Below are 24170 nucleotides of genomic sequence, written 5' to 3'. Positions count from 1 at the left end.
AGTCCCGCCGCTCTACGATCGGGGGCGTGTGCGCAGACGTCATGGTCGCCGAGGACGACGACAAACAGGCCGAGCTGGTACGCCGCTATCTGGAACGGGAGGGTCACACCGTACGGATCGTGGGCGACGGCCTCGCCGCGCTCGACGCCGTCCGGCAGCGGGAACCCGATCTGCTCGTACTCGATGTGATGATGCCCCGGGCCGATGGCCTGGACGTGGTACGGGTGTTGCGGGCCGAGACCCGTGAGCTTCCGGTGCTCATGCTGACCGCGAGGTCGACCGAGGACGATCTGCTGCTCGGTCTCGACCTCGGCGCCGACGACTACATGACCAAGCCGTACAGCCCGCGCGAGCTGATGGCCCGTGTCCGCACCCTGCTGCGGCGTGCCCGGCGGCCGGTCTCCCCGGAGCCGCCGGCCGAGGACCCCGTCCTGCGCGTCGGCGCCCTCGTGGTCGATCCGGAGCGGCACGAGGTGTCCGTGGACGGCGGGACGGTGGAGTGCACTCCGGGTGAGTTCCGGATTCTGGCGGCACTGGCGGCCGGCCCGGACCGGGTGTTCAGCCGGCAGCGGCTGCTGGAGGAACTGCACGGGTTCGACCGCTACATCAGCGCCCGGACCGTCGATGTGCACGTCATGAACCTGCGCAAGAAGATCGAGCGGGCGCCGAGGCGGCCGGAGCGGCTGCTCACCGTCTTCGGCGTCGGCTACAAGCTGACCGACCCGGCGAAGGCGTCGCGGCGTGCGTAGGGGGCGGGCGGCGGGTTACGGAAGCGGGAACGGTCGCGGCGGCGTCCCGGGCGGGCGCGGGGCCGGTGCCGGTGCCGGTGCCGGCGGGGAGGGTCACGAGCGCGACGGGTCGCGCGCGGCGCGGCGGGCGGCGGGGCGGGTGCCGTTGCGGCGGAGTCTGCTCGGGCGGCTGCTCGCCGTCTCGGCGCTGGTGGCCGCGTGTTCGGTGGCGGCCACCGCGTGGATCGCCGTCCAGACCACCTCGGGCGCGATCAAGCAGGAGCAGGGGCAGAACCTCACGGCGGACGCCCGCATCTACGACACCCTGCTGGAGTACGCCGCGCGCAACCCCACGTGGGACGGGGTGGACGCCACCGTACGGGAGTTGGCCCGGGAGTCGGGCCGCCGGGTCGCGCTGACCACGCAGAGCCGGCAGCCGCTCGCCGACTCCGCCACCGCAGCGCATGCCCCGGCCCTTCCGCCGCAGGCGTCCGCCGTGGTGGACCCGTTGTCCGTGGACACCGTTCTGGCGGCGCGCGGTGCGGACGGCCAAGGCGCGGCAGCCGACCGGATCGACCCCCGCGCCGTGGGGCCGTTCCGGCTGTCGGCGGCGGACAGTTCGGCGCTGCGGCGGAAGGCCGACGACAAGGTCGCCTGTCTGAACCGGGCCGGGATCGCCTCCGACGTGGTGGTCGGCGCCAGCGGCCGCCCCCGGGTGCAGGTCGTGGGCAACGACCCCGAGCGCGCCCAGGGCACCCGCTGCGATCTCGCGGCCCTGGACGCCCCCACCCGGTCGGAGCGAAAGGCGCTGGACGCGCTCACCGGGCTGGCCGACGCCTGCCTGAAGCGCCAGGGCCGCGAGGGCGTACGGCTCAACAACGACCTGTCGTGGGGCGACCCCGTACCGGTGGCCGTGCCGGCCGAGCCCGGACCGGTCGCCCCGCAGCCGGTGCCCGCGCCGGGTGCTCCGCAGGAGGCCCCGCCGTCGGTGACGGGCCCGGAACGCACCGGGGAGAACGACCGGGCCATCGCCTCCTGCGTGGGCACGGCCCGCAGCGAGCAGCTCAGTTCGTACGTGGCCTCGCCCGCCCTCCTCTTCATCGGCGACGAGGGCGGCGCCACCCTGCCCGGCTTCGACCTCTCCCCCGCGAACAGCGCCAGGATCGCCGGGGCGGCGGCGCTCGTGCTCGCCCTCACCGTGGGCGCCTCGGTCTTCGCGGGCACGCGGCTGGTGCGCCCGCTGCACGCGTTGACCGGGGCGGCGCAGCGGATGCGGGACGGGGAGGAGCCCGCGTCGGTGCCCGTCTCCGGGGACGACGAGGTCGGACGGCTCGCGGCGGCGTTCAACGACATGTCCGCGCACCGGGCGCGGCTGGAGGCGCAGCGCAAGGCCATGGTGAGCGATGTCGCCCATGAGCTGCGGACCCCGTTGAGCAACATCCGGGGCTGGCTGGAGGCCGCGCAGGACGGGCTCGCCGATCCGGACCCGGCGTTCGTCTCCTCGCTGCTGGAGGAGGCCGTGCTGCTCCAGCACATCATCGACGACCTCCAGGACCTGGCGGAGGCCGACGCCGGGGCGCTGCGGCTGCATCCCGAGCCGGTCGAGGTCCGGGAGCTGCTGGGCCAGGTGGCCGCGGCCCACCAGGCGCGGGCGGAGGGCGCGGGCGTCACGCTCGTCGTCGAGGCCGCCGCCCCGGGTCCGGAGCTGTGCGCGGACCCGGTCCGGCTCCGGCAGGCGGTGGGCAACCTGGTCTCCAACGCCGTACGGCACACACCGCGGGGCGGCCGGGTGACGCTGCGCGCGTACGCCGTGGATGCGGGCGGCGGGACGGTGCTCGTCGAGGTGGCGGACACCGGTTCCGGCATCCCGGCCCGAGACCTGCCCCATGTCTTCGACCGGTTCTGGCGCGCCGAGAAGTCCCGCAGCCGCCGCACGGGCGGCAGCGGTCTGGGGCTGGCCATCGTCCGCAAACTGGTCGAGGCGCACGGCGGCACGGTGGAGGCGGCGAGCACGGAGGGCGAGGGCTCGACGTTCGTCCTCCGGCTGCCCGCGACGCCCCCGGACGGGACGACCTGACGGGATGACCTGACGGTGCGTCCTGACGGACCGACCTGACGGCGTGACCTGACGGGGTGACCTGACGGACGGACGTGACGGGGCGGCCTGACGGTGCCTGATGAGGTGCCCTGATGGGATGACCACAGCGGTCTGACAGCTTCTTCATATCTCCACGCCAGCCTGGCGGCACGCCCCGCTCCCGGTGCGCACCGGCATCCGGGACCGTCACGGGGCCGAGTATGGAATGGAGCAATCCGTATGACCGCTTTCACCTCCCGCCGCACACTGCGTGGGGCCGTGCTCGCCGCCGTCGCGGCCGGCGCGGTGCTGGTCCCGTCCGCCGCCGCCTTCGCCGACTCCTCGCCGAAGCCGGTGGCGTCGGCGCCGGCCGCGGCCGCGCCGTCCCCGGAGCGGAGCGAGGCCGCCCCGGAGGCCCCGAGGGAAGCCGCCCCGGCCCCCGCCCCGCGCGGCGGAGTCGCGGCCGGCGAGGCCCCGACGCCCGCACCCAAGGCGGCCGAACCCGAGGTCGCCGCCCCGAAGGCCGCGCCGCGTGGCGGGGTCGCCGCCGGGGAACGCCCCGTCGCCGACGGCGGCACCACCGGCACCACGGTGCTGGCCGGCTCGGCCGTCGGGGCCGTGCTGCTCGCGGGTGTGGGAACGATCGTGCTGCGCCGCCGCTCGGCGGCCGGGCACGCCGCCTGACCCGTACCGCTTCCCACCGATGACCGTGGCGCCGCCCCGCACCGGGGCGGCGCCACGCCCGCACACCCGGCCCCCGCCCCCGCAGCCGCAGCCGCAGCCGCAGCCGCAGCGAAGCCTGCGGCATTCCCGCGCCCCGGCCCGCCCGGCCTCCGCTCACCGACCCTGTTCCGGAGTTCTCCGTGTCGTCGTCCCGTACGTCCCACCGCCCCCGGCGGACCGTCACCCTGCTGACCGCGCTCACAGCCTGCGCGGTCCTGGCCGGATGCTCGTCCGCCACCCCCTCTTCGTCCTCGTCCGCCGCGTCCGGCGGGGCGTCCGCCACCGCCCCCGCCGAACAGGGCGACGCGCGCCCCCGGGCCACCGCGTCGGCCGGGTCGGCGGGAGCCACCGGACAGGACACCGCGTCCCGGTCGCTCCCCGTCGAGGTCTCGATCCCCTCGATCGGCGTGCGGAGCACCCTGATGAAGCTGGGGCTCAACACGGACGGCACGGTCGAGGTCCCGCCCGCGGACAAGGGCATGACCGTCGGCTGGTACCGCGGCGGTTCCGTGCCCGGCGCGCCGGGGCCGGCCGTGCTGATCGGCCACAACGACACCCGATTCGGCCGCGCCGTCTTCCACGACCTCAAGACCGTCCGCGAGGGCGCCGAGGTGCTGGTGCGCAACGAGGCGGGGAAGATGCTGCGTTACACGGTCACCGGAAAGGAAGCGGTCAGCAAGAAGGCGTTCCCCACCCAGAAGGTCTACGGCCCGTCGAAGGACAGCACGCTGCGGCTCATCACCTGCGACGGCGAGTTCGACGCCGAGGGCCACACGGTCGACAACCTCATCGTGTACGGGTCCCTGAGCTGAAGGAGATGCCGCCTCCTCGGCCGGTGGGCGCCGTGGGCGGGCCGGTGATCCGGATGGCAGCCGACCGGACAGACTGGTGCCACCCGATGTCTACCCGTGGGTAACTGCCGCTGCTTGGATGGGGACCGCCCGGTACGCCCCCTCGACCCCAGGAGACCTCGTGCCGAACACCGCGTTCCGCCGCCTGACCGGCGTGGCCCTGTCCGCCGCGCTCGCCACCGTCACCCTCGCCGCGAACGCCCCGCAGGCGGCGGCAGCCGAGACGCCGTCGCTGCGGGTGCTCTCGTACAACGCGTTCCTCTTCAGCAAGAACCTCTACCCCAACTGGGGGCAGGACCACCGCGCGGCGGAGATCCCGAAGACGTCGTTCTTCCGGGGCAACGACGTCGTGGTGATCCAGGAGGCGTTCGACAACGGGGCCTCCGACGCGCTCCTGCGCGACGCGGCCGCCCAGTACCCGTACCAGACCCCGGTCGTCGGCCGGAGCAAGAGCGGCTGGGACGCGACGGGCGGCTCGTACTCGGCGACGACGCCGGAGGACGGCGGCGTCACCGTCCTGAGCAAGTGGCCGATCGTGCGCAAGGAGCAGTTCGTCTACAAGGACGCCTGCGGCGGCGACTGGTTCTCGAACAAGGGCTTCGCCTATACGGTGTTGAACGTCAACGGCGCCCGGGTCCACGTCGTCGGCACCCACGCGCAGTCGACCGACCCCGGCTGCTCGGCCGGCGAGGCGGCACAGACGCGCAGCCGGCAGTTCAGGCAACTGGACGCGTTCCTCGACGCGAAGAACATCCCGGCCTCCGAACAGGTCGTCGTGGCGGGCGACTTCAACGTGGACGGGCACTCCGCCGAGTACGCGTCGTTCCTCGCCGACGCCGGCCTCTCCGCACCGGAGTCCCGGACCGGCCACCCGTACTCGTTCGACACCCGGGACAACTCCATAGCCTCCGAGCGCTACCCGGACGACCCGCGCGAGGACCTGGACCACGTCCTGCACCGCACGGGCCACGCGAAGCCGGCCGGCTGGAAGAACGATGTGGTCAAGGAGGAGAGCGCCCCGTGGACGGTGTCCAGCTGGGGCAAGAAGTACACGTACACCAACCTGTCCGACCACTACCCGGTGATCGGTTCCGCCCGCTGAGGCGACCGGTGACCGGTTCCGCCGGCTGACCCGGCGGATGGGACAATCGGGGCTCCCGGCCCGCCTGGAGTGCGTCCGGCGGGCCCGGTCACGATCCGCCGGACACCCCCCGAGTCCGCCCCACCCATGAAGGACCCGCTCCATGAGCACCGCCGCCCAGCCGCCGTTCCGCCTCCTCCCCGGACGCCCCGACTCCCCGGTACTGCTGCACGTGCCGCACGGGTCCCGGGCGATCCCCGAGGGCGTACGCGACGGCATCCTGCTGGACGACGGTGCTCTGGAGCGGGAGCTGGACCACATCACCGACTCCCACACCGCCGAACTGGCGGGACGCGCGGCGGACGCCTGCGCCGTCCGGCCCTGGAGTCTCGTCAACGGCCTCTCGCGTCTGGTCGTCGACCCCGAGCGCTTCCCGGACGAACGGGAGGAGATGCGCGCCGTGGGCATGGGAGCGGTGTACACGCACACCACCCACCGCGAACGGCTGCGCGGCTCGGAGACCGACCCGGAACCGCTGCTGGCGACGTACTTCCGCCCGTACGCCGAAGCGATGACGGAGGCGGTCGACGCCCGGATCGCCGCCGCCGGCCGTGCGGTGGTCATCGACGTCCACTCGTACCCGACCGCGCCCCTCCCGTACGAACTCCACGGCGCCGGTCCCCGCCCGCCCGTCTGCCTGGGCACCGACCCGTTCCACACACCGCCGCGACTGCGCGCGGCCGCGGCGGACGCGTTCGCCGGCTTCGGGGGCACGGCCTTCGACACCCCTTTCGCCGGTACGTACGTCCCGCTGAAGCACTTCGGCACGGACCGGCGGGTCACGGCCCTGATGATCGAGATCCGCCGCGACACGTACATGACCGAGCCGGGCGGGCCCGCGGGACCGGGGCTCGACGCACTGGCGAGCGCGCTGGCGGAGCTGGTGGCGACCTGCTGACCGACGGGCCGAGCGGCCGGCCGCGGAGGCCGGTCCGGGGCCGGCCTACCCGATGTCCACCACCCGCGCCCACTCCGGCGGCCTCTCCGGCACGTAGTCGGGGTCGCTCTCGTCGTACGACCGGCCCGCGCGCGGGAACAGGCCGACGACCGTACGGCAGGCCGGTCGCGCCGAGGGCCACGGCGTCTGACCGTCCGTCAGGACCACGAGGGCGTCGGGGCGCGGGCGGGACCGGAGCGCCCTGGCGAACCCTGTCCGGAGATCCGTCCCGCCGCCGCCCTCCAGCGGAATGCCCTCGGCGCGGCACAGCGCGTGGACGACTCTCGTCGCCGCGTCGCACGCGATGACGGTCACCAGGTCCCGACGGCCGCCCACCGCACGGGAGATGGCGGCGACCTCCAGGAGGGCGCTGCCCAGTTCGGCGTCGCTGACCGAGCCCGAGGTGTCGATCACGACGGAGACCCGGGGCGGCCTGCGCCGCAGGCTCGGCAGGACGATCCCGGGCAGCCCGGTGGAGCGGCGCGATGGGCGGCCGTAGCTGTAGTCCTCTCCCGCGCCGGAACCCGAGGCCGCGGACCGTACGGCAGCGCCCAGCAACTCCCGCCAGGGCTGCGGAGGATGGAACGCCTCCTCCGCCCACCGCTTCCATCCCTTCGAGGCGCTGCCCGGCCTGCCGATGATGCCCTGCGCCACCCGGAACATGACGGCATCCTGTTGGTGGGCGCTCAGGCCGTGGGCGCCGTCCGGCCCCAGGTCCCATTCCCTCTCCAGCCCGTCCGCGCCGCTTCCGCAGTCCAGCCAGGCGCAGTCCCGGGTGCGCGGGCCGAGGCGGAACTGGTACAGGTAGTCCTCCATCAGCTCGCCGGGCCGCATGTGCAGCGACGACGGATATACGGCTCCCTCCGGCGGGACCAGCCCGTCGCCGTACACGTCGTCGTTGATCTCGCAGTCCGCGGCGATGTTCATGCGCAGCCGCTCCCCCGGTCCGGTCAGTCCGCGCTGCCGGGCGACCCGGTCGCCGCGGCCGTGGTGGTCCCGGAGCAGGTGCGACACCTCGTGGACCCAGACCCCGGCCAGCTCCTCCACCGGAGTACGGGCCACGAACGCCGGCGAGACGTAGCACCGCCAGTACCGGTCGACGGCCATGGTCGGCACGTTCCGGGACTCCACGGTGTGCAGGGCGAACAGGGCCGTCGCCAAGTAGGGGCGGACACGGGCCGCGTGCAGGCGGGCGGCGAACAGCTTGTCCCGGTCGAGCGCGCCGGGGGCGTCCGGGGTCGTCACCTGCCCGCCTCGGCGTCGGCCGCGCGCCGGGCCACGCGCTCCGCCGCCCGGTCCGCCCGCCGGGACAGGGAGACCACGCCCGCCAGGTGCTCGATGGCCGCGGGTACGTCCCAGTCCTCCTGGCGCACGGCGGCGAGGGTGGTCGCGGGGACGACCACCAGGTCCGGGGCGCCGGTCTCCAGCGCGCGGACGAGCAGCGCCCAGGCGGCATCCCACCGGGCCCGGTCCGGGCGGGTGCGGACCGCCGTGACGACACCGTCGAGTGCGGCCTGCCGGAGATCGCCGCGCTCGGGCAGGACGGCGCCTGCCGGGTCCGCGAGCAGCGCTTCGGGGTCGGGGAGGTCCATCCGGTCGAGGCTCGCCAGCAGCTCAAGCCCGGGCCCGTCCCCCACCGTGCCCCGGACCAGCAGCGACAGCACCTCCCTGGACGATCCGGCGGCGGTCGCGAAGGCGAGGAGGCTCAGCGCCATGTCCCAACTGCGCGGCGAGGGCCACGGACCGCCGCGACGGGTCTCCGTGGTGGGCAGCCGATGGACGAGCGCGGGCCGGGCGGAGAGGAGGCCGCACACCGCGCGCCGGGCGAAGTCGACGGCTCCGGACAGCTTTCCGGGGTCGAGCCGGGGCAGGGTCGCGCGGGGCCAGGTGCCGCCGAGTCCGCGGACGACGACCTCGTGGTCGTGGGCCCATCGGAGGTGGACGAAGCGGTTGGCGAGGGGCGGGCTCAGCTCCCAGCCGTCGGCCGCCGACGAACGCGGGTTGGCGGCGGCCACGATCCGGACACCGGGCGGGAGCCGGAGGGCGCCGATGCGCCGCTCCAGTACGAGACGGAGGAGCGCGGCCTGGACGGCGGGCGGCGCGGTGGACAGCTCGTCGAGGAACAGCAGCCCCTTGCCTGCCCGTACCAGGCGGACGGCCCAGTCCGGCGGTGCCATCGGCACGCCCTGTACGGCGGGGTCGTCGCCGACGACGGGCAGACCGGAGAAGTCGGACGGTTCGTGCACGCTGGCGATGACCGTCGTGAGCGGCAGCCCCAGGGAGTCGGCGAGCTGGGTGAGCGCCGCGGTCTTGCCGATCCCCGGCTCGCCCCAGAGGAGGACGGGCAGGTCGGCGGAGACGGCGAGGGTCAGCGCCTCCAGCTGGGTGTCGGGGCGCGGCTCGGTGGCGGTGTCGCGGAGCAGACTCATCAGCTCCTGTGCCACCGCGAGTTGGGAGCCGGGAGCGGGTTCCGTGGGAGCGGAGGACGGGGGCGTGGAGTCCGTGGGCGCGGAGTCCGTGAGCGCGGAGTCCGTCCATGCTGAGGACGGGGTGTTCGTGAGCATGGGTGATCACCTGGGCGTGTGCGAAGGGGTGGGTGAGGTCGAGGGCGGGGCTCGACGGGCAGGGCGGAGCCGCCTCGGAGCGGAGACCGGGGGACGGTGTACCCGGTCCCGGCGGTCAGCGCGGCTGTGCGCGGCGTGGCCGACGAGGTCGGCGCGGCCGGGGATCGACCGGACGGAGCGGGTCGGTACGGCGGCGGAGGTGGCCGGGGCCGATGAGGTCGGCGCGGAACAGTCCGTAGGTGATCCGCCGTCGGGCGGCGGCCTCCAGTTCGTCCCGCAGCGGACCGTCGCGCAGGACCGCCTCCGGGCCGAGGAGCCCCTCCACGACGGCCAGGGCCCCGGCGATGTCTCCGTGGTCGAGGCGTTCCCGTACACCGGTGAGGCAGTCCGGCCGCCGGTGCGCCTCGTCGATGGCCTGGAGGCAGGGCAGCGGAGTACCGCCCAGCGCGACCAGCAGCTCTTCGCGGCGGATCTCGGCGGCGTCGTGGTCGAAGGGCGCGAGAACGCCGTCGACCAGGCCGATCCGGTGCCGCGCTCCCCGGCATTCCACCGGGCGCTCCGGTGCCGCCCCCTCTCCCGTGCGGGGCAGGGCCGGGCCCGGACCGGGCGGCGCCGGATCCGGTACGAGGGCCCGCGCGACCAGCGGATGCAGCCGATCGGGCTCGATCGCCCCGGTACGGAGCAGATCGAGGTCGGGCAGCACCCAGGTGGCCGCGTCCGGCAGGACGGGCGCCGGGGACGTCCCCGGGTCCGCCGTCACCGCCGCGATCCGGGGCGTCGGGCTCTCTTCGGCTTCCAGGTGCAGGAGCAGCCGTCGCCGTCTCCCCATCCGTACGCCGACCGTTCCCCCCGGCCCCCGCCCCTCGGCGCGGAGCAGGATCGCCGCCTCGGCCGCCCATCGGTCGACGGCGAGGCGGTGGTCGCCCCGCTCCGTCCCGGGAACGTCCGGAACGGACGGCGGTCCGTTCCCGTCGTGCGGCGGGAACGCCCCTGCCCGGTCGCCCAGTTCACCGGTCCGGCGTGCGTCCCAGAGGTGGCGGTGCAGGTCGAGGCGGAAACGCCGGCTCGGATGCGGGTGGGGGTGGCGGCGGGCGGTGGGTTCGGTGTGCGAGCCGTCCCACAGGGCGAGGCTGATCCGCTGGCCCGCGTCCGCCCAGGCGGGCGGGGTCCGGACGACCAGATGCAGCGGGGTCCGGTCGCCGTGCCCCGGTGGGTGGTAGCGGGCCAGCGCGATCGTCAGGCCCGGGCGCAGCAGCCCGTGCGGGGCGATCCTCGGCAGGTGCCAGCGCAGCAGGTCGGGGGCCAGGTGGCGAAGGTCCGCCCGGAGGCGGGTGGCGAGGTCGCGGCCGTGGTCGCGGGCCACGGAACGGAGGTGGAGATCGACGTCGACGCCTGCCGCGGCGCACGCGCCCGCCCAGTCACCGGCCTCTCGGCGGGCGGTCGCGGTCTCGATCATGGAGGCCGGCACGGCGAACTCGCGCACGCGCGGCCAGAAGGACAGGAGGGAGGAGCGGGAGTCCCGGTTCGCGGAAGAGGTGAGCATCAGCACTCACCTTGCGCGGTCGGGTCCCCCAATCTGTTCGTGGAGTGGGTCACGGCGGGGAGCCTAGCCCCCCGCCGTGACGTATCGCCAGGTCTTTTCCCGGCCGCGGTCTTCAGCGGGTGCGCCAACCGTTCAACCGGCCGGCGACGTTCAGAAGAAGACGCCGCAGCGCAGCAGGACGTTCGCGTACGGCCGCGCCTCCCCGGTGCGGACGACCAGCCGGGCTTCGGGGGTGAGCGCCTTCACCTCGTCGTGCGGGACCAGTTCCAGCCAGGGGAAGTGGTGGTCCAGAAGCGCGGCGGCCTCCGGGTTGGCCTCGCGGATCTCCTCGGCGGCCGTCGCGCCCTCGACGACCAGCTCGTCGAGCAGGCCGTCCAGCACCTCGGCGAACGACGGGGTGCCGGCGCGGAAGGCGAGGTCGACGACGCGGGGGCCGGGCGGGATCGGCATGCCGGCGTCGCAGACCAGGACGCCGTCGCCGTGGCCGAGTTCGGCGAGCGCGCCCGCCAGGTGACGGTTGAGGATGCCCGACTTCTTCACAGCGCGTCGACCTCCTCCAGCGTCGGGAACGATTCCTGCGCGCCTCGTGCGGTGACGGCCGCCGCCCCCACCCGCACCGCGAAGGCCGCCGCCTCCCGCAGGGCGTCGCCCCGGCCCAGACGCCAGGCGAGGGCCGCCGTGAACGCGTCTCCGGCGCCCGTGGTGTCGACGGCCTCGACCTCCGGGCTCACCAGGTGGTCCAGGGAGTCCGTACGGCTGTCCGCCACCAGTGCGCCGGCCGCGCCCAGGGTGATGACGACCGAGCGCGGGCCGAGCGCGAGCAGGGCCGGCGCCCAGTCCTGCGGGGTTCGCCCCGCGCCGTCGCCCAGGATGTAGCGCGCCTCGTGCTCGTTGACCACCAACGGGTCGCAGGCGGCGAGGACTTCGGCGGGGAGCGGGGCGGGTGGTGACGGGTTCAGCACGAGGCGGGTCTCCGGCCCCCGGCGGCGTACGGTCTCGGCCACCGTGGCCGGCGGGATCTCCAGCTGTACGGAGATCACGCGGGCGGCCGCCAGCAGCGGGGCCGCCGCCCGGACGTCCTCGGGGGTGAGCCGGCCGTTCGCCCCCGGGGAGACGACGATGCTGTTGTCGCCGGAGGGGTCCACGGTGATCAGGGCGACGCCCGTGGGGGCTCCACCGACCAGGACGCCGTCCGTGTCCACGCCCGCCGCCCGCTGGCTCTCCAGCAGGAGACGGCCGTGGCCGTCGTCGCCGACCCGGGCGAGCAGGGCCGTCCTGGCGCCGAGGCGGGCCGCGGCCAGCGACTGGTTGGCGCCCTTGCCGCCGGGGTGGACGGCGAGGTCGGAGCCGAGGACCGTCTCGCCGGGGGCGGGGCGGCGCTCGACGCCGATCACCAGGTCGGCGTTGGCCGACCCGACGACCAGCAGGTCGTACCGGTCGTCGGGGGCGTTGTCGTGCATGGGCGTGCTTCCTGCTTTCGTCGGTCCGGGGACGTTGGGTGGCGCGGGGCGGTCAGGAGAAGTCGGCGACATTCTTCCGGGTGACCACCTTGACCGGCACCTTGACCGTGTCCTCGACCTTCTCGTCCTTCGCGGCCTTGATGGCGTTGCGGACGGCGATCCTGCCGAGTTCGGCGGGCTGTTGGGCGACCGACGCGTAGAGCGTGCCGGCCTCGACCGCCGTCAGCCCGTCCGGGGTGCCGTCGAAGCCGACGACCGAGACGGACGTACCGGCCTTGCTGCCGAGCGCCTTGACCGCGCCGAGCGCCATCTCGTCGTTCTCGGCGAAGACGCCGGTGACGCCGGGGTGGGACTGGATGAGGTTCGTCATGACGTCCAGGCCCTTGGTGCGGTCGAAGTCGGCGGGCTGCTTGGCGACCACCTTGATGCCCGGGTACGCCTTGATGCCCTCGGCGAAGCCCGCCCCCCGCTCGCGGCTGGCGGAGGTTCCGGCCGTGCCCTGGAGGATGACGATGCTGCCCTTGCCGCCGAGCTTGTCGGCCAACGCGTCGGCGGCGAGCCTGCCGCCCGCCACGTTGTCGGAGGCGACGAGCGTGGCGGTCTCCGCCTTGTTGACGCCGCGGTCCGCGGCGACCACGGGGATGTCCGCCTTGTTGGCGCTGCGGACGCCGGGCCCGACGGCGTCGGAGTCCACCGGGTTGACGATGATGGAGGAGACGCCGGAACTGGTGAAGTTCTGGAGCTGGTTGGCCTGCTGGGAGGCGTCGTTCTGCGCGTCGGTGACGGTGAGGTCGACGCCGGCCTTCTCCGCCTCCGCCTGCGCGCCCTCCTTCATCTGGACGAAGAAGGGGTTGTTGAGCGTGGACAGCGACATGCCGACCTTCGTCGTGCCGCCGGACGAACCGGAGTTGAGGAGCGAGACCGCGCCGACGACGATCACCGCGCAGAGCGCCGCGCCACCGAACTTCAGCGCGTTCCGCCGCCCCGAGCCGGGAGCGCCGGGGGCGGTGCCCGCCGAGGAGGCCGCACCCGAACCGGCCTTGCGGCGCAGCGTGTCGAGCAGGACGGCGAGGGCGATGACGACGCCGATGACGACCTGCTGCCAGAACGCCGACACGGAGAGGAGGTTGAGCCCGTTGCGGAGCACGGCGAGGATGAGCGCGCCGATCAGGGTGCCGGACGCCTTGCCGACGCCGCCGGCCAGGCTGGCCCCGCCGATGACGACGGCGGCGATGGCGTCGAGTTCGTACCCCTGCGCGGCCTGCGGCTGCGCGGAGACGAGGCGTGAGGCCAGGACGATGCCCGCGACGGCGGCGAAGAGGCCGGACAGGGCGTAGATGACGATCTTCTGGCGCTTGACGCGGAGCCCGGAGAGCCGGGCCGCCTCCTCGTTGCCGCCGATCGCGTACATCGACCGGCCGATGAAGGTGCGGCCGAGGACGAGCGCCGTGACGAGGCCCATGGCGATCATGACGAGGACCGGTACGGGGAGCCAGCCGCCGAGCGTGTCGCCGAGCCGCGAGACGGAGTCGGGGAACGCGATCGGGCTGCCCTGCGAGATGACGAGCGAGAGCCCGCGGGCGATCGAGAGCATCGCCAACGTCGCGATGAACGGCGGGAGTTTGCCGTACGAGACGAGGGCGCCGTTCACGAAGCCGCAGGCGATGCCGGTGAGGATCGCGAGGACGACCGCGAGGACGACGGGTACCCCGGCGGAGGTCGCGGACCAGGCGAGGACCGTCGCGGAGAGGGCGGCGACCGAGCCGACGGACAGGTCGATGCCCGCCGAGACGATGACGAAGGTGACGCCGAACGCCAGGATGGCGGTGACGGCCGCCTGGACGCCGACGTTCAGCAGATTCTGGGTGGTCAGGAAGTCGCCGGACAGCAGCGACATCGCCACCACCAGGACGACCAGGGCGCTCAGCGCCCCGTTGTCGAGCAGGACGCGGCGTATCACGGAGACTCCGCCCGTACCCGTGTCACTCCTGGCTGTCTCAGTGGCCACGGGGGCCCTCCTCTTCGTTCTTCGGTGCGGGGTGTTCGGTGGGGGTGCCTCCCCGGCCGGTGGCCGGGGCCTCGGTGGAGGGCGGGGCCTCGGTGGGGGGCCGGGTCGCGGTGGAGGGCGGGGCCTTGGTGAGCGGGACCTCGGTGGAGGGCCGGGTCGCGGAGGGCGAAACCTCGGTGGAGGGCGGGGCGCCGACCGCGAGGGCCATCACCGCGTCCTGGGTGGCCTCACCGGCGGGGAGTTCCCCGGCGATGCGCCCCTGGGCCATGACGAGCACCCGGTCGCTCATGCCGAGCACTTCGGGCAGATCGCTGGAGATCATCAGGACGGCGTGGCCGGAGGCGGTCAGCTCGTTGATGAGCTGGTAGATCTCGACCTTGGCACCGACGTCGATGCCCCGGGTGGGTTCGTCCAGGATGAGCACCCGGGTGTCGGCCAGCAGCCATTTGCCGATGACGACCTTCTGCTGGTTGCCGCCGGACAGGGTGCGCACGTGCTGGCCGAGGCCGGACATGCGGACGCCGAGCTGCCGCGCGATGCGGGCGGCGGCGGTGCGCTGGCCCTTCAGGTCCACGAGCCCGGAGCGGGTCGCGGAGCGCAGGGTGACCAGGCCCAGGTTCTCCTGCACGGAGGCGTCGAGCACGAGGCCCTGGCCCTTGCGGTCCTCCGGGACGAGGCCGAGCCCGGCGCCCATGGCGGCGGGCACGTCGTGCCGGGCCAGACGTGCGCCGCGTACGTCGACGGTGCCGGTGTCGTACGGGTCGGCGCCGAACACCGCGCGCGCCACCTCCGTACGGCCGGCGCCGACGAGTCCGGCGAGGCCGACGACCTCGCCCGCGTGGACGTCGAAGCTGACGTCGTGGAAGACGCCGTCGCGCGTGAGTCCGCGCACGGACAGCAACGCGTCGCCGGTGTCGGGGCGTTCGCGCGGGTACTGCTGCTCGATGCTGCGGCCGACCATGAGCTGGACGAGTTCGTCCTCGGGCGTCGAGGCCGGGACCTGGTCGACGCTGCGGCCGTCGCGCAGGACGGTGACCCGGTCGCCGAGCGCCGCGATCTCCTCCAGGTGGTGGGTGATGAAGACGATCCCGACGCCGTCCTCGCGCAGCCGGCGGACGATCGCGAAGAGCTTGTCGACCTCCTCGGAGGTGAGGACGGCGGTCGGCTCGTCCATGATCAGGACTCGGGCCTCCAGGCTGAGCGCCTTGGCGATCTCCACCATCTGGAGCCGCGCGATGCCCAGTTCACGGACCTTCGCCTCGGGCCGCACGTCCACCCCGACCCGGTGCAGGAGCCGCTCCGCGTCCTGCCGCATCCGGCGGTGGTCGACGAGTCCGAAGCGGCGCGGCTGGCGGCCCAGGAAGATGTTCTCGGCGACGGTGAGGTCGGGTACGAGGTTGAACTCCTGGTAGATGGTGGCGATGCCGAGCCGTTCGGCGTCCTGCGCGCCGTCGATGCGCACCTCGCGGCCCTCCGCCAGGATGCGGCCGCGGTCGGGACGGTAGGCGCCGGAGAGCATCTTGATGAGGGTGCTCTTGCCCGCGCCGTTCTCGCCGAGCAGGACGTGCACCTCGCCTCTGCGGAGGTCGAAGTCGACGTTGTCGAGCGCCACGACGCCCGGGAAGGTCTTGCGCAGACCTTCGATGCGCAGCAACTCGTCCGGGGCGGTGGCCCGTTGCTCCTTCGGGGCGGTCAACGGTCGCTCCTCTCGTTCGGTGCGGCCTCGCCGCACGAGCGGCGTACGACGAGGCGGGCGGGCAGGGTGACGGACTGCGGGGTCCGCCCTTCGATCCGGTCGGCGAGCGCGCGTACGGCGGCCCGCGCCAGGTCGGCGGTGGGCTGGGCGACGGCGGTGATCGGCGGACCGGTGTGGACGAACCACGGGATGTCGTCGAAGGCGGCGAGCGCGATGTCGTCCGGGACCCGCAGGCCCCGGGCCCGGATCGCGTCCAGCGCCCCGAGGGCCATCAGATTGTCTGCGGCGAAGACGACCTCGGGCGGTTCGGCCAGCTCCAGGAAGCCTTCGGTGGCCCGGCGTCCGCTGGCGGCCTGGAAGTCGCCCTGCCCGATGTAGGCGTCGGGCAGAGCCAGCCCGTGGTCCCGCAGCGCGCCGCGGAACGCCTCGACACGCTCGTCGCCGGTGGTCGTGGCGGCGGGCCCGGCGATGATGGCGAGCCGGCGGTGGCCGAGACCGTGCAGATGTGCGACGAGGTCCCTGACCGCTCCCGTCCCGTCGGCCCGGACGACGGGGACGTCGATGCCGGGGATCCAGCGGTCGACGAAGACCATCGGGGTGCCGCTCAGGGCGACGTCCCGCAGGAGCGGGGTGCCGCCGTCGGCGGGCGAGACGAGGAGGCCGTCGATCCTGCGGTCGATGAGCGTGCGGACGTGGTGGTCCTGGAGGTCGGGCCGCTCGTCGGCGTTGCCGATGATGACGCTGTAGCCGAGGGCGCGGGCCTCCTCCTCGACGAAGCGGGCCAGCTCGGTGAAGTACGGGTTGAGCACGTCGCTGATGACCAGGCCGAGCGTGCGGGTCTGGGCGGTGCGCAGCGATCGGGCCACCGCGTTGGGCCGGTAGCCGAGGGCCTCGACGGCGGCGAGGACGCGGGTACGCGCCTCCTGGCTGACGGACGGATGGCCGTTCAGCACACGCGACACCGTGGCGACGGACACCCCCGCCTCGGCCGCGACATCCTTGATGCCCGCCATGTCCGGACCACCTCCTTGTGTTTTCCGTACACCTCGAAACCTGGGAGCCGACCGGTGGGGACCGGACCACGACGCCGTGGAATCGATTACACGGATGATTGGAATCGATTACATGGCTCGAAGCAAGACCCCTCCCGTGGCCGATACCTGATCGTGACGGGAGAGGTGGGGGTGACGGGAGGGGTGCGGTGCGTGATGGGCCGGTGCACAGCGTGACGTGTAGGGGCGGTTCCACGAGGGGCGGCGGCACCGCGCGTTCCGGTGCCGCCGCGCTGCACTCCGCACTCCGCGCTAGATCGCCGGCTCCGCACTCCGCGCGACATCGCCGCGGGAAAGGGCTCCGGTCGACCGGAGTCAGGTGCGGCGACGCGCGCGGGACGGGGGGCCGGTTCTCAGAACGCGTCCTCCGGGAGGTCCATCAGCGAGAGGTCGGCCTGCTCCACGATCGTCCGCTGCGGGGGCACGAGCGGCAGGACCTCGCGGGCGAAGAAGCGCGCGGCGGCCACCTTGCCCCGGTAGAACGCCTGGTCCCGGGCGGAGGCGGTCGGCAGCTTCCGCAGCGCCACTTCCGCCTGCCGCTGGAGCAGGTACGCCACGACGACGTCCCCGGCGGCGAAGAGCAGCCTGGTGGTGTGCTGCCCCACCCTGTGCATGTTGCGCGGCTCCGACTGGGCCTCGGTGAGCTGCCCCAGCATCGCCCCGAGCATCCCTTCGAGACCGTCCAGCGCGGCGGTCAGCAGCTCGCGCGCGGCTTCCGTCTCCGTACCGCCGGGCTCCCGCCCGACGAACGCGCGGATCTCCTCGACGAGAGCGGTGAACGCCTGACCGGAATCCTTGACGATCTTCCGGAAGAAGAAGTCCATGCCCTGGATGGCCGTGGTGCCCTCGTAGAGGCTGTCGATCTTGGCGTCCCGGATGTACTGCTCGATCGGGTAGTCCTGGAGGTAGCCCGAGCCTCCCAGGGTCTGGAGGCACTCCGTCAGCTGGTCGTACGACTTCTCCGAGCCGTAGCCCTTGACGATCGGCAGCAGCAGGTCGTTCATGCCCCGCAGCCGGTCGACGGGTTCCCCGCGGTGCTCGGCCTCGGCGATCCGGTCCTGGACGGTGGCGGTGTGGAGCATCAGGGCCCGCATGCCCTCGGCGTACGCCTTCTGTCCGAGCAGTGAGCGCCGCACGTCGGGGTGGCGGGTGATCGCGACCCGGGGCGAGTCCTTGTCGGCGAAGGCGGCCAGGTCCGGGCCCTGCACCCTGGACTTGGCGTAGTCGAGTGCGTTGAGGTAGCCGGTCGAGAGCGTGGCGATGGCCTTCGTCCCGACCAGCATCCGGGCGAACTCGATGATCGTGAACATCTGCCGGATGCCGTCGTGCCGCTCGCCGAGCTGCCAGCCCTTGGCGGGCCGGTCGGCGCCGAAGGTCAGTTCGCAGGTGGTGGACGCCTTGAGGCCCATCTTGCGTTCGACGTTGGTGGCGTACACCCCGTTGCGCTCGCCGAGCTCACCGGTGTCCCAGTCGAACGTGAACTTCGGCACCAGGAAGAGCGAGAGCCCCTTGGTCCCCGCGCCCGCGCCCTCGGGGCGCGCCAGGACGAAGTGGACGATGTTCTCCGCGAGATCGTGCTCACCGCCGGTGATGAAGCGCTTGACGCCCTCCAGGTGCCACGACCCGTCGTCCTGGCGGCGGGCCGTCGTGCGAGCGGCGCCGACGTCCGATCCCGCGTCCGGTTCGGTGAGGACCATCGTCGCGCCCCAGCGCCCGTCCACCATCCGCCGGGCGATCTTCCGCTGCTCCTCGGTTCCCAGGCGGAAGATCACCGAGGCGAAGGACGGGAAACCGGTGTACATCCACAGCGCCGGGTTGGCGCCCAGGACCAGCTCCCCCATCGACCAGAACAGCGACGGGGGGCAGGGTTCGCCGCCCAGCCCTTCCGCCAGGCCGAGCCGCCACCATTCGGAGTCGAGGAACGCCTTGTAGGACTTCTTGAACCCCTCGGGAAGGCAGGCGGAGCCGGTTTGCGGATCGAAGACCGGAGGCGTGCGGTCCGCGTCGGCGAAGGAGTCGGCCAGTTCGCCGGCCGCCAGCCGCTCCACCTCGACCAGGACGTTCCGTGCGGTGTCCTGGTCCATCTCGGCGAACGGACCGACTCCGTAACGCTCCTGGGCGCCGAACACCTCGAAGAGGTTGAACTCCAGGTCGCGCAGGTTGGACTTGTAGTGCCCCATGGTTCCTCCGACACCTCGGAGCGCTGCCCTGCGCAGCACCCCTACCGACAGGTAGCTTTCTCGCTACCCAGCAGTAGCACAGCGGCGGACCACTGTCCCGGCCCGTGTCCGCTTCCTGCCACGGCCCGGTCCGGGTACGGGAGTCGGCGGCACGAGCGGGTGTGGGGAGCCGACTCGGCGGCACGAGCGGGGCGTGGGTCGCGGGGCCGACGGCAGGAGCGGGCGTACCTGGCGCAGTCGCCACGACCGGGCGTGGGCAGCCACGTCGGCGGGCCGACCGGGCGCGCGTCGCGGGGCCGGGGGCTCAGCCGCGCTTCGACCTGAACGAGAACCAGATGACGACGGCGCCGAGGAACGCCACGCCGGCTCCGACGACGGAGGTCACATGCATGGCGTACAGGAAGCTGTCGTTCGCCGCGCCCACCAGTTCGGGCAGCGACGCCTCCGCCGCCACCTGGCGGGTGGCCTCGGCGGACTGCTCCGCCGTCTCCTTCACCGGGGCGGGGAGGGCCTCCAGGTCAGGGGCGACGTCGGCCGCGTACACGCTGCTGAGCAGGGATCCCAGGATCGCGACGCCGAGCACGCCGCCGATCTGGCGCATGGAGTTGTTGACCGCCGATCCGGCCCCGGTGCGGTCGGGCGGCAGCACCGCCATGATGGCTTCCGTGGTCGGCGCGACGGCCGACCCCATCGCCAGGCCCTGCGCCGTCAGGAGCAGCCAGAACCACGGCATGGCGGTGGTCAGGTCGAGCCAGGTGTAGGCGAGGAAGGTGAGCGCCGCCACCATCATCGCCGTGGCCACCACGGGTCCGAGCCCCAGCTTGCGGACCAGGGCCGCCGAGACGGGGGCGCCCAGCAGGACCCCGACCGCCACCGGGATCAGGTTCAGCCCCGCCTCGAACGGCGTCTGCCCCAGCGCCCCCTGCAGGTAGAAGGAGGTGTAGAACATCGAGCCGCTGAGGCTGAAGAAGGTGAGCATCACCGCGACGCTGGCCCCCGTGAACTTGCCGCTGCGGAAGAGCCGCACGTCGAAGCTCGGGTTCTCCACCCGGAGTTCGATCCGTACGAACACCACCAGCACGAGCAGTCCGCCGACCAGGGAGCCCACGACGAGCGGGCTGGTCCACTCGTTGCGGTGCCCGCCCTCGATCAGGCCGTAGACCAGGGCCAGCAGACCGATCATCGACAGGAGGACGCCGAGCGGGTCGAGTTTGACGCGGTTCACGCTCCGGGCCGCCGGCAGCAGGAACATCACGCCCAGCAGGGCGACGCCGACGATGGGGAGGTTCACCACGAAGACCGAACCCCACCAGAACCTCTCCAGCAGCGCACCGCCGACCAGGGGGCCGGCGGCGATGGCGAGCCCGCTGGCGCCGGACCAGATCGCGATGGCCATCGGACGCTCGCGCTCGCTGAAGACGGCGGAGATCAGGGACAGGGTGGCGGGCATGATCAGCGCGCTGCCCACCCCCATCGCACCGCGCGCGATGATCAGTTCGGTGACACCGGTCGACATTCCGGCCCAGAGCGAGGCCGCGCCGAACAACGCCATGCCGATCACCAGCAGCCGGCGGTGGCCGTAGCGGTCGCCCAGGGCTCCGCCGGTGAACAGCATGACGGCGAAGACCAGGGTGTAGGAGCTGATGCTCCACTGAAGTTCGTTGGTCGTGGCCCCGAGCCCCTCGGTCGGGGAAGCCAGCGTGTTGAGCGCGACGTTGAGGATCGTGTTGTCGAGCCAGACGGTGAACTGGGCGAGCATCAGGACGCCCAGCGCCAGCCACCGGCGGGCTCCCGATCCCTCCGCCGTGTTCGGCGGGTCCTGGTCCGACGCGAGCCCGTCGAGTTGCTGAGCCATGTGTGTAGAGCCCTCTCCGCATCCGGGTGTGCGGTCCCGACCCGCGAGATGCTCACCCGGGGCGGCGCTCCGCTCCGGAGCCGTCACCGCATGTGAACGATCGTCCGGGCGTCGTCGCCGGAGAGTCAACAAAGTGCAGATGCTTGGCAGTTAACTGCCAAGCAGGTTTCGGAGGACAGCACGGACGCCCCGCGCGGAACGAGAACGCCCCGGTCGCGGGCGCCGGTCCGGCGCTCACGACCGGGGCGCGTGGCGGCCCGGGCGGAGGCTATCGGCCGACTGTCTCGGCCAGTTCGCGGAGCGTCTTCAACTGGCACCGCATCATCATGAGATCGCCCCAGGCCATCCCTCTGCCGCGGAGTGACCGGATCGGTCCGGAGCCGGTTCGCACCAGCAGCTTCACCACCAGCCGGGTGGCGTCCGGGCCCTCGTCCCGCACGGTGTAGCTCAACGCGAAGCCGCCGAACGCCCGCCGCGCCCAGGGCGTGTCGAGCAGCATCGTGAGGTGGCGGTCCCGTTCGAAGCCGGTGAGCTCGAAGATCGTCATGACCCGCTGTCCGGTCTCCAGCTCGTCCGCCCCCGGAGTCAGCTTCCGGGGGCTTCGGCGGCCGAAGTTGTCGAGCAGGTCGTAGCTGTAGGGCGCGACCTTCAGCTGGCACAGCCAGCGGAAGACCGTCGCCCGGTCGGCCCGGACGGTGACCGCCCGGTACCACTCCTCGACGGCGCCGGTGAGCAGCCCGTCGCAGGGGTAGGAGGTCGCCATCTCCTCGGGGCGGGTGCCCCAGGCGCGCGGATCCGGCAGCGCGGGGCTCATCCGAACGCCCGCTTGAGGAAGTCCAGTACGGCCTCCTGGTACTGCTCGGGGCAGGACTTCATCCCCTGCAGGTGGTCCGTCTCCGGCAACACCCGTACCTCCGCGTTCGGGTAGCGGTCGGCGAGGGCGCGCACGCTCTCGACCGGGATGATCCGGTCGCTGTCCCCCACCATCATGAGCACGGGCGTCCTCGTGTACGCGCCCTCGGCCGGCGGCGGCCACTGGGCCTGGAGCATCGCGGTGCCGACCGAGCCGAACACCCGGCTCAACAGCCCGAGCGAAGGAGCCGTGCGCAGCGGAGCGGGCACCGGAACGCCCTTCGCCGCGATGAAGTTGCGGAACAGCGGCGGCAGTTCGAGCGCCGGTCCGCTGTCGCAGACGATGGCCTCGAGACCGCTCCCCGGTCGCCGCAGCAGGTAGAACGACGGGAAGGTGGAGAAGGAGAATCCGAAGACCGCGAACTTCGCCGCCGCGTAACCGCCCTGTTCCCGCAGGTGGGTCAGGACGCGTTCCACGTCGTCGGTGTGGCGGCGGCTCAGCCCCCAGAAGGCGCGGTCGGTGCCGCTCCGGCCGTGGTTGCGGTGGTCGAACAGCGCGACGGTGTACCCGGCCTCGTGCAGGAACTTGGCCTGGGCCAGGCTCGCCGACTTGCTCAGCCCGATCCCGTGCCCGATCACCACGACCCGGTCCTCGCTCCCGGGGCAGAGCCAGACGTGCAGGCTCCGCCCGGGGCCCTTCCCTTCGGCCCACGGGATGGTCAACTCCGTCGCGGGGAGGCCGAATTCCTCCGGGCTCCGGTGGTGGGGCCGGCGCGGCGGGTGGTAGACGAGGTAGGAGAGGAAGGCGGCGTACAGCGGAGCCGCCGGCAGGGCGAGCACCGCTGACGCGCGCCTCAACAGTGACGGCCGACGGGTTCGGTTCGCCGCCCCGCCACCGGAATCCTTGCTCTCCATCAGGTTCCCCCAAGATCCGGGCGGCGGCCGCCGCCGCCCTCGATGGTACAGACGCGCGGCCTCCCGCTCAGGTCAACCGCAGCCACCCGCATGTCCGTTGTCACCCCCTCGCTCCCCGGCGGTGGCGGTGGGCTCCGGGGCCTGGGGGCCGGGCGCCGCGTCCGGCCGCGGCGTACCGTCCGCCGCCGCGACGAAGGCGGCCAACCGGTCGACGCCCCAGAACTTCTCGCGGCGGTGGACGAAGAACGGCACCCCGAAGACCCCGTCCCGGTCCATCGCGAGCAGCGCCGCCACGCCCCGGGCGCGCAGCCGCGGATCGTCCGCCGCCCGGGCCAACCGCCCCGGAGCGAGGCCGAGTTCCTCGGCCAGCTCGCCCATGACCGTCCGGTCGCAGATGTCGCGGCCCTCCTCCCACCGGGCCCGGTGGGCGAGTTCGACGAACCGCGCCCCGCACCCCTGGTCGTCCGCCGCCAGATACGCCAGGTGCGGAACCTCCCAGCACGGGTCCCGGTCGACCGGCCAGGTGATGTCCAGCCCGCGCTCCCGGGTGAGCCGCCGCACGTCCTGGAGGATGTAGAGGTGCTTCTCGCGGGACATCGCGACGTACGAGAACCCGCCGCCCGCCTCCGCCAGCGCCTTCGCGCTCTGCTCGTCCGGCTCGAAGAACGGCCGCCACTCCAGGCGGCTCGCCAGCTCGGCATGGTGCTCCATGAGGTCGCGGTAGGCGAGCCAGGAGTACGGGCTGCGCAGGGAGAAGTAGAACCGCGGGGGCACGGGGACGCGGCCCTTCGCGGGACGCGCCCCCCTCTCCCCGCTCCCGGCCTCAGACAACGATGCCTCCGTCGACCTGGAGGACGGCGCCCGTCACGTACGCGGCGTTGACCAGGAAGGACACCGAGTCGGCGACCTCCTCGGGCCGGCCCAGGCGGCGGAGCGGCACGTTCTTCACGGCCTGCTCCCTGACCTTGTCGGAGAGGGCCGCCGTCATGTCCGTCTCGATGAAGCCGGGCGCCACCACGTTGGCGCGGATCCCGTACTGCCCGACCTCCTTGGCCAGGGCCTTGGTGAAGCCGATGATCCCGGCCTTGGAGGCGGAGTAGTTGCTCTGCGTCGGGTTGCCGTAGACGCCCGCCACCGACGAGATGTTCACGATGCAGCCGGACTTGCGCTTCATCATCTCGAAGACCACCGAGCGGCACAGGTGGTACGTGCCGTCCAGGTTGGTGTCCAGGACGTCGTTCCAGTCCTCGTCCTTCATCAGCAGCAGCGGCTGGTCGCGGACGATGCCCGCCGAGGTCACCGCGATGTCGACGGCGCCCAGCCGGTCCTCGGTGGCGGCGACGAGTTCCCGCACCGAGTCGGCCACGGAGACATCCGCCTGGTGGCTGTAGACGCGGACACCGTGCTCGGACACCTCCTTCTCCAGCTCCAGCGCGGCGTCCGGCCGCGACCGGTAGCAGAACGCCACGTCGTGGCCGTCCTGCGCGAGGCGCAGGACCGTGGCCCGGCCGATACCCCGGGACCCGCCGGTGACCAGCGCCACCTTGCCTGTTCGCTCGCTCATTCGACTCTCCTTCACTCGGTTGAA

Annotated in this window: 20 protein-coding genes; 6 read left to right on the top strand and 14 right to left on the bottom strand. The window is 73.1% G+C overall.

What is annotated here, in order from left to right; genetic code table 11:
- Positions 1 to 41: 41 nt before the first annotated feature.
- The 6 genes from IF19_RS0103340 (at position 42) to IF19_RS0103315 (ending at position 6418) form a co-directional block, all read left to right on the top strand.
- Entirely contained in the window at positions 42 to 749 is a 708-nt protein-coding gene (locus IF19_RS0103340; protein ID WP_030113858.1) for a response regulator transcription factor, read from the top strand.
- A 145-nt stretch (positions 750 to 894) separates the two neighbouring features.
- Positions 895 to 2805 carry a sensor histidine kinase gene (locus IF19_RS0103335; RefSeq protein ID WP_030113857.1) on the top strand — a complete coding sequence of 637 codons (1911 nt, stop codon included), beginning with the start codon at positions 895 to 897 and terminating at the stop codon, positions 2803 to 2805.
- 240 nt (positions 2806 to 3045) lie between these two features.
- Positions 3046 to 3489 (top strand): hypothetical protein, encoded by a 444-nt coding sequence (locus IF19_RS0103330; protein WP_030113856.1) that lies wholly within the window; start codon positions 3046 to 3048, stop codon positions 3487 to 3489.
- Positions 3490 to 3668: 179 nt separating this feature from the next.
- Positions 3669 to 4340: a class F sortase gene (locus IF19_RS1000000135840; RefSeq protein WP_030113855.1), complete on the top strand. Its 672-nt coding sequence runs from the start codon at positions 3669 to 3671 to the stop codon at positions 4338 to 4340.
- A 160-nt stretch (positions 4341 to 4500) separates the two neighbouring features.
- Positions 4501 to 5481, top strand: a complete 981-nt coding sequence (sph, locus tag IF19_RS0103320) for a sphingomyelin phosphodiesterase (protein WP_030113854.1) — start codon at positions 4501 to 4503, stop codon at positions 5479 to 5481.
- Positions 5482 to 5623: 142 nt separating this feature from the next.
- Positions 5624 to 6418 (top strand): N-formylglutamate amidohydrolase, encoded by a 795-nt coding sequence (locus tag IF19_RS0103315; protein WP_030113853.1) that lies wholly within the window; start codon positions 5624 to 5626, stop codon positions 6416 to 6418.
- A 45-nt stretch (positions 6419 to 6463) separates the two neighbouring features.
- On the opposite strand, the gene IF19_RS0103310 is transcribed toward IF19_RS0103315, so the two are convergent.
- The 14 genes from IF19_RS0103310 to fabG all read right to left on the bottom strand — a co-directional run bounded on the left by IF19_RS0103310 (position 6464) and on the right by fabG (position 24146).
- Positions 6464 to 7702 (bottom strand): vWA domain-containing protein, encoded by a 1239-nt coding sequence (locus IF19_RS0103310; RefSeq protein ID WP_030113852.1) that lies wholly within the window; start codon positions 7700 to 7702, stop codon positions 6464 to 6466.
- On the bottom strand, positions 7699 to 8886 hold the full coding sequence (locus tag IF19_RS0103305) for an AAA family ATPase (RefSeq protein ID WP_050493695.1): 1188 nt from the start codon (positions 8884 to 8886) through the stop codon (positions 7699 to 7701). Before IF19_RS0103305 ends, IF19_RS0103310 begins: the two co-directional genes overlap by 4 nt.
- Positions 8887 to 9136: 250 nt before the next feature.
- Positions 9137 to 10564 carry a hypothetical protein gene (locus IF19_RS0103300; protein ID WP_030113850.1) on the bottom strand — a complete coding sequence of 476 codons (1428 nt, stop codon included), beginning with the start codon at positions 10562 to 10564 and terminating at the stop codon, positions 9137 to 9139.
- A gap of 150 nt (positions 10565 to 10714) precedes the next feature.
- Entirely contained in the window at positions 10715 to 11104 is a 390-nt protein-coding gene (gene rbsD, locus IF19_RS0103295) for a D-ribose pyranase (protein WP_030113849.1), read from the bottom strand.
- A complete protein-coding gene (locus IF19_RS0103290; protein ID WP_030113848.1) occupies positions 11101 to 12024 on the bottom strand; it encodes a ribokinase in 924 nt (307 codons plus the stop codon). The genes rbsD and IF19_RS0103290 overlap by 4 nt, the downstream gene beginning before the upstream one ends.
- Before the next feature lie 52 nt (positions 12025 to 12076).
- Positions 12077 to 14032, bottom strand: coding sequence for an ABC transporter permease/substrate-binding protein (locus IF19_RS0103285; protein WP_030113847.1), 1956 nt, complete (start codon positions 14030 to 14032; stop codon positions 12077 to 12079).
- The gene (locus IF19_RS0103280; protein ID WP_050493673.1) at positions 14022 to 15728 is read right to left on the bottom strand and encodes a sugar ABC transporter ATP-binding protein; all 1707 of its coding nucleotides are present in this window, start codon (positions 15726 to 15728) and stop codon (positions 14022 to 14024) included. The genes IF19_RS0103285 and IF19_RS0103280 overlap by 11 nt, the downstream gene beginning before the upstream one ends.
- Positions 15725 to 16741, bottom strand: a complete 1017-nt coding sequence (locus tag IF19_RS0103275; RefSeq protein WP_030113845.1) for a LacI family DNA-binding transcriptional regulator — start codon at positions 16739 to 16741, stop codon at positions 15725 to 15727. The genes IF19_RS0103280 and IF19_RS0103275 overlap by 4 nt, the downstream gene beginning before the upstream one ends.
- 392 nt (positions 16742 to 17133) lie before the next feature.
- Positions 17134 to 18960 (bottom strand): acyl-CoA dehydrogenase, encoded by a 1827-nt coding sequence (locus IF19_RS0103270; RefSeq protein ID WP_030113844.1) that lies wholly within the window; start codon positions 18958 to 18960, stop codon positions 17134 to 17136.
- A 304-nt stretch (positions 18961 to 19264) separates the two neighbouring features.
- Complete coding sequence (locus IF19_RS0103265; protein WP_030113843.1) at positions 19265 to 20815, bottom strand: DHA2 family efflux MFS transporter permease subunit; 1551 nt, start codon at positions 20813 to 20815, stop codon at positions 19265 to 19267.
- A 268-nt stretch (positions 20816 to 21083) separates the two neighbouring features.
- Positions 21084 to 21629 carry a hypothetical protein gene (locus IF19_RS0103260; protein ID WP_030113842.1) on the bottom strand — a complete coding sequence of 182 codons (546 nt, stop codon included), beginning with the start codon at positions 21627 to 21629 and terminating at the stop codon, positions 21084 to 21086.
- Positions 21626 to 22507, bottom strand: a complete 882-nt coding sequence (locus IF19_RS0103255) for an alpha/beta hydrolase (protein ID WP_030113841.1) — start codon at positions 22505 to 22507, stop codon at positions 21626 to 21628. Before IF19_RS0103255 ends, IF19_RS0103260 begins: the two co-directional genes overlap by 4 nt.
- Positions 22508 to 22654: 147 nt before the next feature.
- Positions 22655 to 23356, bottom strand: a complete 702-nt coding sequence (locus tag IF19_RS0103250; protein WP_030113840.1) for a 2-hydroxychromene-2-carboxylate isomerase — start codon at positions 23354 to 23356, stop codon at positions 22655 to 22657.
- Positions 23357 to 23405: 49 nt separating this feature from the next.
- Entirely contained in the window at positions 23406 to 24146 is a 741-nt protein-coding gene (fabG, locus tag IF19_RS0103245) for a 3-oxoacyl-[acyl-carrier-protein] reductase (protein ID WP_030113839.1), read from the bottom strand.
- Between the last annotated feature and the right edge of the window lie 24 nt (positions 24147 to 24170).

Origin of the sequence: Streptomyces californicus (assembly GCF_000717645.1) — a bacterium.
Taxonomy (GTDB): Bacteria; Actinomycetota; Actinomycetes; order Streptomycetales; family Streptomycetaceae; genus Streptomyces; species Streptomyces californicus.
The sequence above is the reverse complement of the archived record's forward strand: the minus strand, read 5'-3'. Positions and strand labels throughout refer to the sequence as shown.

Bases quoted from the DNA above. Each gene is read 5' to 3' on its own strand.
- IF19_RS0103340 (WP_030113858.1), top strand. From the start codon at position 42: ATGGTCGCCGAGGACGACGACAAACAGGCCGAGCTGGTACGCCGCTAT.
- IF19_RS0103330 (WP_030113856.1), top strand. From the start codon at position 3,046: ATGACCGCTTTCACCTCCCGCCGCACACTGCGTGGGGCCGTGCTCGCC.
- IF19_RS0103315 (WP_030113853.1), top strand. From the start codon at position 5,624: ATGAGCACCGCCGCCCAGCCGCCGTTCCGCCTCCTCCCCGGACGCCCC.
- IF19_RS0103305 (WP_050493695.1), bottom strand. From the start codon at position 8,886: ATGAGTCTGCTCCGCGACACCGCCACCGAGCCGCGCCCCGACACCCAG.
- IF19_RS0103300 (WP_030113850.1), bottom strand. From the start codon at position 10,564: ATGCTCACCTCTTCCGCGAACCGGGACTCCCGCTCCTCCCTCCTGTCC.
- IF19_RS0103290 (WP_030113848.1), bottom strand. From the start codon at position 12,024: ATGCACGACAACGCCCCCGACGACCGGTACGACCTGCTGGTCGTCGGG.
- IF19_RS0103275 (WP_030113845.1), bottom strand. From the start codon at position 16,741: ATGGCGGGCATCAAGGATGTCGCGGCCGAGGCGGGGGTGTCCGTCGCC.
- IF19_RS0103270 (WP_030113844.1), bottom strand. From the start codon at position 18,960: ATGGGGCACTACAAGTCCAACCTGCGCGACCTGGAGTTCAACCTCTTC.
- IF19_RS0103265 (WP_030113843.1), bottom strand. From the start codon at position 20,815: ATGGCTCAGCAACTCGACGGGCTCGCGTCGGACCAGGACCCGCCGAAC.
- IF19_RS0103260 (WP_030113842.1), bottom strand. From the start codon at position 21,629: ATGAGCCCCGCGCTGCCGGATCCGCGCGCCTGGGGCACCCGCCCCGAG.
- fabG (WP_030113839.1), bottom strand. From the start codon at position 24,146: ATGAGCGAGCGAACAGGCAAGGTGGCGCTGGTCACCGGCGGGTCCCGG.